Source organism: Abditibacteriota bacterium, from assembly GCA_017552965.1.
GTDB lineage: Bacteria > Armatimonadota > UBA5829 > UBA5829 > UBA5829 > RGIG7931.
Genome location: JAFZNQ010000048.1, coordinates 1 through 7,093, shown reverse-complemented (window position 1 = coordinate 7,093; position 7,093 = coordinate 1). Strand labels below are relative to the sequence as shown.

Below are 7,093 nucleotides of genomic sequence, written 5' to 3'. Positions count from 1 at the left end.
GTGGAAGGACTTCGGCGGCTGGAAGACAGCCTTTTCAAAGGGGCTTGCCTGCCGGTTTTCCTACACGGGCAAGGGAGTCACTCTCCACGCTGTGGGTTATCCGGACTGCGGCATAGCAGACGTGCTGCTGGACGGCAAAAAAGCCGGGGAACTGGATTGCTATCATGAGACCGGAGGGACTCCCGTCAGCTGTGTCATAGAAGCGGAGGAGGGAGAGCATACCCTGGAGCTGGTGTGCTCGGGACGCAAGAGTCCACGGTCGGCGGATATATTCGTGAATATAGCCAGATTTGAAATGGCGGAATAGACCTATGAAATATATCATGTTTATTATCATAGCGCTGCTGCTGGCAGCGCCGGGATGGTGCAAAATGGAAAGGATCAGACTACAAGACGTTGACGTGACCGGAGGTCTGTGGACGGAGCTCCAGGCCCTGAACAGGGATATATCTATCCCTCATCAGTATGACATGCTCAGAGAATCCCGCAGGCTGGAGGCCATGTCGGGACTGTGGAACGGGAAGGAGACCCTCACGCCCGAGGAAAAAGAGATCGCCAAAAAGACGGGGCAGCCCCATATTTTCTGGGACAGCGACGTGGCCAAGTGGATAGAGGCCGCGGCCTACGTGCTGGCAAAGGAGCCGAACCCGGTCTTTGAACAACAGATCGACGAGATCGTGGAGGGCATAGAAAAGCTGCAGCGGCCGGATGGATACATCAACTCCTACTTCATTTTCATAGAGCCTGAAAACCGCTGGCGCAACCTGCGCTGGAGGCATGAGCTGTATTGCGCAGGTCACCTGATGGAAGCGGCGGCAGCCTATTATGAAGCCACCGGCAAGGACAGGCTGCTCAAGTGCATCTGCCGCTATGCCGACTACATAGACTCTGTGTTCGGCCCGGAGGAGGGCAAGCTCCACGGATATCCCGGACATGAGGAGATAGAGCTGGCTCTGGTGCGCCTCTATGAAGTCACCGGCAACGAGCGGTATCTCCGGCTGGCCGACTATTTCCTCACCGCCCGAGGCACACAGCCCCACTATTGGGACTATGAGGCCGAGGCAGACGCCGAGTTCAACAAGGCCTACGTGCATACTCCCCTCAACACCTATCATTACGCTCAGGCCCACGTTCCCGTGAGAGAACAGAGAGAAGCCCTGGGCCATGCGGTCCGGGCGGGCTATCTCTACTGCGGTATGACCGACGTGGGCAGGATCAACGATGACAAAGAGCTCCTCTTTGCCAGCCGGGAGATATGGAAGGACGTGACGGAGAAAAAGCAGTATATCACCGGCGGCGTGGGCTCAGACCCCAGCACCGAAGGCTATTCGGAGAAGCCGTATTTTCTGCCCAACGAAAGGGCCTATTGCGAGGCCTGCGCCTCCATAGCCTTTGTGTTCTGGACCCAGAGGCTGCTCAACTCTGAGCCCCGGGCCGAATACGCCGACAGGATAGAGCGCACCCTCTACAACGCCCTGATGGCAGCCATGTCTCAGGACGGAGCCAAGTATTTTTATGTGAATCCTCTGGAGACCGGCGGCGGCCATCACCGCAGCGGCTGGTTTGGCTGCAGCTGCTGTCCTCCCAATATAGCCAGACTCTACGCCAATATAGGCGAATACATCTATTCCGCCGACGGTGGTGAGAAGCAGAACATCTACGTGCACCAGTTTATCGACAGCCGGGCCTCCGCCGGCGGCAATCTGATCGAGCAGGATACAGACTATCCCTTTGAAGAACAGGTCCGCATCAGGGTGACCGGTCCCGACGCCACCGTGTGGATCAGGATACCCTCCTGGTGCTCCTCGCCGCAGGTGACAGTGAACGGCGCCGAGACAAAGGTGAAAAAGGCAGAGAGCGGCTATATGCCCATCGAGCACAGCGGCGAGACCGAGATATTGCTGGAGCTGCCCATGGAGATCATATACAACACGGCTCCCAGACAGGTGGAGGAAAACAGGGACAAGCTGTGCGTGAGCTGCGGCCCCTTTGTGTATTGCCTGGAGGAGACCGACAACGGCAGCCTGGATGACCTGATCATCCAAAAGGGTGACGCCGTGAAGACAGACAGAGCCCTCTTTGACAGATATCCGGTCATCAAAGCCCGGGGAGTGGACTACAGTGACTCGCAGGCTCCCGCCGACCGGGAGCTGACCCTGGTCCCGTATTGCGCCTGGGACAACAGGGAGCCCGGCGCCATGAAGGTGTGGATACCCGTGAAGCACAAGCCTCTCGCTGTGCTGGGAGGCAAAAACAAGTCGGTGGACTACAGAGAGGTGCGCAAAAAAGGCGCCTGGATCGAAAATCCCCAGTGGGTGACCTCTCTGGTCCCGGGCAGCTGCGTGATGTTTGACCTGGAGGGCGACGGGTTTACCGTGGAATGTCTGGGCTATGACGACGCAGGCATCCTGCAGGTGGAAGCGGACGGCAAGGTGGTGGAGACCATAGACGAATACACCCCTCAGCGCCATACGCCCCTGTCCCGGGAGATCACCGGTCTGGGAGAAGGCAGGCATCGGATCAGGCTCATAGTCTCCGATGACAAGAATCCGGAGTCGGCGGGCAAATACGTGAATTTTGCGAAGGTGCTCTGCAAGTAGCAGGATAGCAACAGCGGCAAGGGCCTGTGGGCCTTTGCCGCTGTTTTTTTTTGCGCTCTTACATGGGATTGGATTGGAATCCGTTTTGCTGCTGAGGGGGCTGAGGAGGAGGCATATAGCCTCCGGTGCGATTGCCGGAGCCCGTCTGGTGCTGCCATTCGTTTGCGGCTCCCAGCTCTGCGGCAGGGCCGCGAAGAGCCTTGGCGCTGGTGTTGCGCTTTTTGCTGCCTCCGTCAAACACGAAGAAGAACAGGATGGCGACCACCAGAATAACGGCGGCGCATATGGCTGTGAGCCTGGAGGTGTCCCTGACCTTTTGGGCCTTGGCCTTTTCTTCTTTGGCTTCACGCTTGCGCTCGCGGCTCTTGTTCTGCGCCTGAGTGGCGGCGTTGGCCAGCTCGTCCAGCAGGTCCTTCCGGGGGGACTCTTCCTCACGGACAGGCTGCTTCACGGGCTGCTTGCCAGTCTGTTTGGTGGGATAGGCCTTTTCCGGGCCCGGCGCCTGTTTCTTGGCTTTGTGCTTCCGGTCCAGCTGAAGCAATTCGCTGTTCAGATCAATCTTGCTCATGATACTTCTCTCTTTATGATCAGTTATATAAGGGTGACATTTGTCTCAGTCTCTCGATGATGGGAGGCAGCTCGGCGAGAACATAGTCCACCTGGGCGTTGTTGGACTCTCTGCCCAGAGTGAGCCTGAGGCTGCCGTGGGCCTCTTCGTGCTTCAGACCTATGGACATGAGCACGTAGGAGGGATCCAGCGATCCGCTGGTGCAGGCAGAGCCGGAGGAGGCGCATATGCCCTTCATATCCAAAAAGAGTATGATGGACTCGCCTTCTACGCCCTTGAAGATAAAGTTCACGTTGTTGGGCAGGCGGTTGGCGGGGTCGCCGTTGAGGCGGCAGTCCTTGATGGAGGACCGAATGCCGGCTATGAGCCTGTCCCTGAGGGCGGCTATGCGCACGCTCTCGCTGTCGTATTCGCTCATGGCGATCTCAGCTGCCTTGCCCAGACCGACTATGCCCGCCACGTTGTGGGTGCCGGCCCGCAGATTGCTTTCCTGGGCTCCTCCGTGGAGATACTTGCGGCAGACGGCGCCTTTTTTGATGTAGAGAGCGCCGACGCCCTTGGGTCCGTGGAACTTGTGGGCCGATATGGCCAGGCTGGAGCAATTGATCTTTTGAACGTCCACCCCGATATGGCCCGCCGTCTGAACTGCGTCCACGTGAAAATGTATGCCCTTGTCGGCGCACAGGGCGCCAATTTCTTCCACGGGCATGATGGTGCCTATTTCGTTGTTGGCGTGCATGACGGACACCAGGACCGTGTCGGGCCTGATGGCCTCGGCTACCTGCTCCGGAGTGATGCGGCCATAGCTGTCCACGGGCAGTACCGTCAGGTCCCAGCCCCGCTGCTGCATGTATTTGCAGGTGTCCAGCACGGCGTGATGCTCCACGGCGGTGGTGATGATATGCCGTCCTTTTCTTTCCCGGGCCTCGCAGGCCCCTATGATAGCCCAGTTGTCGCTCTCGCTGCCGCAGGAAGTGAAGTATATCTCTTCGTCGTATTTGGCGTTGAGGAGCCGGGCGGCCTGTTCTCTGGCCTTGCCTACGGCGTCCGCCGCATCTCTGCCTATGGAATAGATGGTGGATGCGCTGCCGAAGGAGCCCTTCAGATAAGGCAGCATGGCTTCCAGCACCTCCTGCAAGAGGGAGGTGGTGGCCGCATTGTCCATGTAAATCAAATCAGACATTACGAAAGAACGGAGCCTCCTACAACTTCTCCATGATGCTGTCGTCTATATCAAAGTTGGAATATACCTTTTGCACGTCGTCGCAGTCTTCCAGCTGATCCATGATCTTGATGATCTTGGCTGCGTCCTTTTCGTCTGTGATGGATATGGTGGTGGCGGGGATCATGGTGACCTCTGCGCTCTCAAACTCTATGCCGGCTGCTTCAAAGGCTTCTCTGACGGTTTGATAGTCGCCGGGATCTGTGATGACCTCGATGGTGTCGTCGCTGTCGGTCTTGACGTCCTCGGCGCCTGCTTCAAGGGCTGTCTCCATGATGGCGTCTTCGTCGCAGGTCTCTTTGGAAAACAGAAATTGACCCTTGCGGGAAAAGAGGTAGGCTACTGCGCCCTGTCCGGCCAGGTTGCCGGCGTGCTTGGTGAAGGCCAGCCTTACTTCGGATACGGTGCGGTTTTTGTTGTCTGTGAGGGTCTGTACCAGCATGGCTACTCCGCCGGGGCCGTAGCCTTCATAATATACTTCTTCGTAGTTGGCGCTGTCGGCTGCTCCGCTGGCGCGCTTGATGGCATTCTGCACTGTGTCATTGGGCATGGAGTTGTCTCTGGCCTTCTGCATGCACATCTTCAGCTTGATGTTGGTGTCGGGGTTGGGACCGGATTCCCTGACCGCTACCATGATCTCTCTGGATATCTTCGTGAAGATCTTGCCGCGCTTTGCGTCCTGAGCGCCCTTGCGCATCTTTATATTATGCCATTTTGAATGTCCGGACATATATCACCTCGTTTAATATATCATACAATTTTAGTATAGCACTATCCTTATTCACTGTCAAGAAAAATTGTCCGCAAAAAGACCGGCCCGGGCCTGATGAATCTTTTGACAAAAGATGATATAATAATATTGATTTTAGGAGAAGACCATGAAGATAGCCACCTTTAACGCCAATTCCGTCCGCAACCGGCTGGAAGTGATACTCGCCTGGATGGAGGAGGAGCGCCCGGACCTGCTGTGCGTGCAGGAGACCAAGTGCCAGGACAAGGATTTTCCCGCGGAAGCCATAGAGGCCGCGGGGCTCAAATGCGCTTTTTGGGGGCAGAAGACCTTCAACGGAGTGGCCCTCATCTCGCCACACGAGCTGGAGGAGGTCACCACAGGCTGCGGCGACCCTGAACTCGACGAGGAGGCCCGGTTTATCAGCGCCAGGATAGGGGACGCTCTGTTTGTCAACACCTACATCCCTCAGGGGCAGACCAAGGATTCTCCCAAGTTTGCCTCCAAGCTGAAGTATCTGGAGCGTATGTATGACTACTTTGCCGCCCTGGACCCGGAGTCACCCACCGTGTGGTGCGGAGACTTCAACATAGCCATGACGGACATTGACGTCTATGACCCGGACGTGTTCAGAGGGGGAGTGAACTTTTGCGAGGAGGAGCAGTCCAGGCTGGAGAGGATCATGGACCTGGGCATGACCGACACCTTCAGGCTGCTGCACCCGGAGGAGCAGGCCTTTACCTTTTGGGACTATCGCATCCCCGCGGCCCTGAGGCGGAAAATGGGCTGGCGGCTGGACTATATCATGGCTTCCGCCCCCCTGGCCCGGACAGTGGTGTCCTCCTGGGTGGACCCGGAGCCCCGCAAGAAACCCAAGTCCAGCGACCACACCTTTCTCGTCACCGAATTTGATTATCATTTATAAGGAGCATTTATATGATCACACTGAAGGAAAACATGACTATCCTGTTTGAGGGCGACAGCATCACCGACGCCGGACGCAGCAGGGAAAACGACGGCTTTTTGGGCTTTGGTTATCCCACTCTCGTGGCGGCCACCATGCAGGCCTGGTATCCCGAGCTGTATCTGAAATTCATCAACAGAGCCGTCAGCGGCAACAGGACCATCGACCTGGTGCAGCGCTGGGCTGCGGATGCAGAGACCATCAAGCCCGACGTCATCAGCATCATGATAGGCATCAATGACACCTGGCGCCGCTACGACAGCAACGATCCCACCTCCACCGAGGCCTTTGAGGCCAATTATCGCAACGTGCTGGAGCGGAGCAAGAAGCTGACCGACGACCTCATCATCATAGAGCCCTATCTGCAGCTGGTGCAGCCCGGTCAGGAAAACTGGCTGAAGGACGACCTGGTGAACAAGATCGGCGTCTGCCGCAAGCTGGCCGTGGAATTTGGCACCGAATATATACCCATGCACAGCATCATGCAGGAGGCTGCCAAGCTGGCGTCCCCCGCTTATTGGGCTGCCGACGGAGTGCATCCCACCTGGGCGGGACATGCTCTCATAGCGGAGCATTACACCGAGCTGTTTGAGGGATGACTATGAAGATAGCTGTTATAGGTCTTGGCGGCAGACTGATGGACGTGTGGAGGATGCTGAAGCTCCAGTGTCCCGAGGCCGAGATGTCCGCCGTGTGCGACGTAAAGAGTGTTGACGTCCTGAAGCAGCAGCTGACGGGACTGGGCGAAGACCCCGAAGCCTGCGCCTATTTTACCGATCCGGAGGACATGCTCTCTGCCGGCGGCTTTGAAGCCGTGATGGTGGGTACCCGCTGCAGCCTGCACTCCAGAATGGGGCAGCTGGTGCTGAACAAGGACCTGCCTCTCTACTTGGAAAAGCCCATCGCCACCAACCGGGCCGACCTGGAGGCCCTGAAGGCCGCGGGCAAGGGCAAGGAGCAGAGAGTGGTCATAGGCTTTCCCCTGAGAGTCACCCAGCTGGTGCTGGAG

At 57.4% G+C, this 7,093-nt stretch carries 8 protein-coding genes; 5 read left to right on the top strand and 3 right to left on the bottom strand.

Annotated features, from left to right (window positions below; genetic code table 11):
* Positions 1-307: hypothetical protein (locus IK083_04860; GenBank protein MBR4748887.1), on the top strand; the 307-nt coding region annotated here is incomplete at its 5' end.
* 4 nt (positions 308-311) lie between these two features.
* Positions 312-2,600, top strand: a complete 2,289-nt coding sequence (locus IK083_04855; protein MBR4748886.1) for a glycoside hydrolase family 127 protein — start codon at positions 312-314, stop codon at positions 2,598-2,600.
* A 58-nt stretch (positions 2,601-2,658) separates the two neighbouring features.
* On the opposite strand, the gene IK083_04850 is transcribed toward IK083_04855, so the two are convergent.
* Genes IK083_04850 through IK083_04840 form a run of 3 tightly spaced genes read right to left on the bottom strand, consistent with a single transcriptional unit; the run spans position 2,659 to position 5,120 of the window.
* Positions 2,659-3,168, bottom strand: a complete 510-nt coding sequence (locus IK083_04850; protein MBR4748885.1) for a hypothetical protein — start codon at positions 3,166-3,168, stop codon at positions 2,659-2,661.
* A 19-nt stretch (positions 3,169-3,187) separates the two neighbouring features.
* Positions 3,188-4,351, bottom strand: coding sequence for a cysteine desulfurase NifS (gene nifS, locus IK083_04845; protein ID MBR4748884.1), 1,164 nt, complete (start codon positions 4,349-4,351; stop codon positions 3,188-3,190).
* A gap of 19 nt (positions 4,352-4,370) precedes the next feature.
* Complete coding sequence (locus tag IK083_04840; GenBank protein MBR4748883.1) at positions 4,371-5,120, bottom strand: YebC/PmpR family DNA-binding transcriptional regulator; 750 nt, start codon at positions 5,118-5,120, stop codon at positions 4,371-4,373.
* A gap of 148 nt (positions 5,121-5,268) precedes the next feature.
* Here IK083_04840 and xth point away from each other — a divergent pair, with 148 nt between their 5' ends.
* The 3 genes from xth to IK083_04825 form a co-directional block, all read left to right on the top strand.
* A complete protein-coding gene (gene xth, locus IK083_04835; GenBank protein ID MBR4748882.1) occupies positions 5,269-6,045 on the top strand; it encodes an exodeoxyribonuclease III in 777 nt (258 codons plus the stop codon).
* Between the two features lie 14 nt (positions 6,046-6,059).
* Entirely contained in the window at positions 6,060-6,683 is a 624-nt protein-coding gene (locus IK083_04830) for an SGNH/GDSL hydrolase family protein (protein MBR4748881.1), read from the top strand.
* Positions 6,684-6,685: 2 nt separating this feature from the next.
* On the top strand, positions 6,686-7,093 hold a 408-nt coding region (locus IK083_04825; protein ID MBR4748880.1), incomplete at its 3' end, for a Gfo/Idh/MocA family oxidoreductase.